This window comes from Bradyrhizobium sp. DOA1, assembly GCF_001593325.1.
In the GTDB taxonomy this organism is placed as follows: Bacteria; Pseudomonadota; Alphaproteobacteria; order Rhizobiales; family Xanthobacteraceae; genus Bradyrhizobium.
On record NZ_JXJM01000001.1, the window covers coordinates 6004960 to 6007286 of the forward strand.

Here is a 2327-nt window from a genome sequence, read left to right on the forward strand (position 1 = left end):
AATGGCGACGGCGCATCCTGCTCAGGCAAGCGCGCGAAGGCGGCGCACGCATCAGCGATATTCCGCCGTGTGGCATCGTCGAACGGTCTCATGATGCTTGACTACACCACGTCCGGCCTCGATGAAATGAGTACGCAAGCAGGAATGGACGACGAGATGACGAGCAAGACCGCCGCAAGGCTGAAATCAGACGGCTGGAGCATCCTGGAGACCACGGGCTTCCTGCACCTGATCGGTCCCTTGTGGGAACGCAAGGTCGACGGCCATGTCGAATTCGCGCTTGCCACCGAAGAGAAGCACCACAATCGCCGCGGCATGGTCCAGGGCGGCGTGATGATGACCTTCGCCGATCGTACCTGCGGCATGTCCGCCCGCTACGTCTCCGGCAAGGAGTACTTGGCGACGGTGCAGCTCGACACCCATTTCGTCGAGGCCGGACAGATCGGCGACATCCTGATCTCCCGCCCGCGCGTGGTCCGCTCGACCCGCAGCCTGATCTTCATGAGCACCGAAGTGACGGTGGACGACCGCTGCATTGTGATGGCGAATGGCGTGTTCAAGATCCTGAAGGGGCCGGGATAGGCGCTCTGCTTGGCTGCCGCTGCAGCCAACCACACCCACCGCTGTCATTCCCCGCGTAGGCGGGGAATCCAGTACGCCGCAGCCTCTCGGCTCTATCACGACCGCCTCGGAGTACTGGATCGCCCGCCTTCGCGGGCGATGACGCCGAGGCGCGCGCCCCTACCCTCACCGTCATTGCGAGCGCAGCGAAGCAATCCAGCATCTTTCCGCGGACGCATCTCTGGATTGCTTTGCTGCGCTCGCAATGACTGAGTGAGACAGCTATGCTGTTGTCAGCAGAAGCAGCAAGGACAGCCCATGCAATACCGCCAGCTCGGCCGCAGCGGCCTGAAAGTGTCGCCGATTTGTCTGGGCACCATGATGTTCGGCGGGCCGACCGACGAAGCCGCGTCCAATCGGATTATCGCGAAGGCACGCGATGCCGGCATCAATTTCATCGATACGGCGGATGCCTATTCAAAGGGTGCCTCCGAAGAGGTCGTCGGCCGCGCCATTGCCAGCAACCGTGACGCCTGGGTGCTCGCGACAAAACTCGCCAATCCCATGGGTGACGATCCCAATCGCGGCGGGCTGTCGCGGCGCTGGGTGTTGCAGGCCGCGGACGAGAGCCTGACGCGGCTCGGCACCGACCACATCGACGTCTACTATCTGCACAAGGAGGATCATGCGACGCCGCTGGAGGAGACGGTGCGCGCGATGGGCGATTTGATCCGCGCCGGCAAGGTGCGCTATTTCGGCGTCTCGAACTACCGCGCATGGCGCGTCGCCGAGATCTGCAACATCTGCGACCGGCTCGGCATCGACCGGCCCGCGGTGAGCCAGCCTTATTACAACGCGATGAACCGCATGCCCGAGGTCGAGCATTTTCCGGCCTGCTCTTACTATGGTCTCGGTATCGTGCCCTACAGCCCGCTGGCGCGCGGCGTGCTCACCGGCAAGTATAAGCCTGACGCCGCGCCGGACAAGGACACGCGCGCGGGTCGCAACGACACTCGCATGATGCAGACCGAATGGCGGCCGGAATCGCTTCAGCTCGCGCAGGAGATCAAAGCCCACGCCGAGAAGAGAGGCATCACCGCCGGCCAGTTCGCGGTCGCCTGGGTGCTGAACTCCGCGTTCGTGACCTCCATCATCGCCGGACCCCGGACGGAAGAGCAGTGGGACGACTACATCCGCGCGCTCGACTACCGCTTCACTGCGGATGACGAAGCAATCATCGATCGCCTGGTCGTGCCGGGCCATCCGTCGACGCCGGGTTATAACGACCCGGCCTACCCGATCGAAGGACGCCGCGCGCGGACGGCGTGAACCGAGGAAACGGCCATGCCGCTCGAAGATCGTTTGGGACTGCCGCTCTCCACCTCGTCGCACGAGGCAGCATTCAGCTATCGTGACGGCGTCGATCTCATGCTCGCGGGGTGGACCGGCACGGCGGAGGCGCTGGAGCGGGCGATTGCAATCGATCCGGATTTCGCGCTGGCCCATATCGCCCGCGCCCGCGTGCACGCCTTCTACCAGCAGGGCGATCTCGCACGGCAGAAGGCGGCGGTGGCACGTGAGCTCGTGACCAGGCGCGGCACCGAGCGCGAGCGCTCGCATGTCGAGACGCTGGCGCTGGCGATCGAGGGACGGCTGCCGGAGGCGATTGCGGCGATGCGCCAGCATGTCGAGGCATGGCCGCGCGATGCGGTGGTGCTGTCGCTGCCGCTCGGCGCCTTCGGCCTGTTCGCATTCTCCGGCATGGC

General features: G+C 64.8%; 2 protein-coding genes and 2 pseudogenes. 3 read left to right on the forward strand and 1 reads right to left on the reverse strand.

Annotated features, from left to right (window positions below):
- Positions 1-92: pseudogene (locus SE91_RS38325) on the reverse strand (NUDIX hydrolase); the annotation flags it as partial.
- A gap of 64 nt (positions 93-156) precedes the next feature.
- Between SE91_RS38325 and SE91_RS27725 the strand changes: the two are divergent.
- The 3 genes and pseudogenes from SE91_RS27725 to SE91_RS37830 form a co-directional block, all read left to right on the forward strand.
- The gene (locus SE91_RS27725) at positions 157-582 is read left to right on the forward strand and encodes a PaaI family thioesterase (RefSeq protein ID WP_061851361.1); all 426 of its coding nucleotides are present in this window, start codon (positions 157-159) and stop codon (positions 580-582) included.
- A 297-nt stretch (positions 583-879) separates the two neighbouring features.
- The gene (locus SE91_RS27730; RefSeq protein ID WP_060734715.1) at positions 880-1890 is read left to right on the forward strand and encodes an aldo/keto reductase; all 1011 of its coding nucleotides are present in this window, start codon (positions 880-882) and stop codon (positions 1888-1890) included.
- A 15-nt stretch (positions 1891-1905) separates the two neighbouring features.
- Positions 1906-2327: pseudogene (locus SE91_RS37830) on the forward strand (tetratricopeptide repeat protein); the annotation flags it as partial.

Excerpts from the sequence above, each read along its gene's own strand:
- SE91_RS27730 (WP_060734715.1), top strand. The coding sequence starts at position 880 with ATGCAATACCGCCAGCTCGGCCGCAGCGGCCTGAAAGTGTCGCCGATT.
- SE91_RS27725 (WP_061851361.1), top strand. The coding sequence starts at position 157 with ATGACGAGCAAGACCGCCGCAAGGCTGAAATCAGACGGCTGGAGCATC.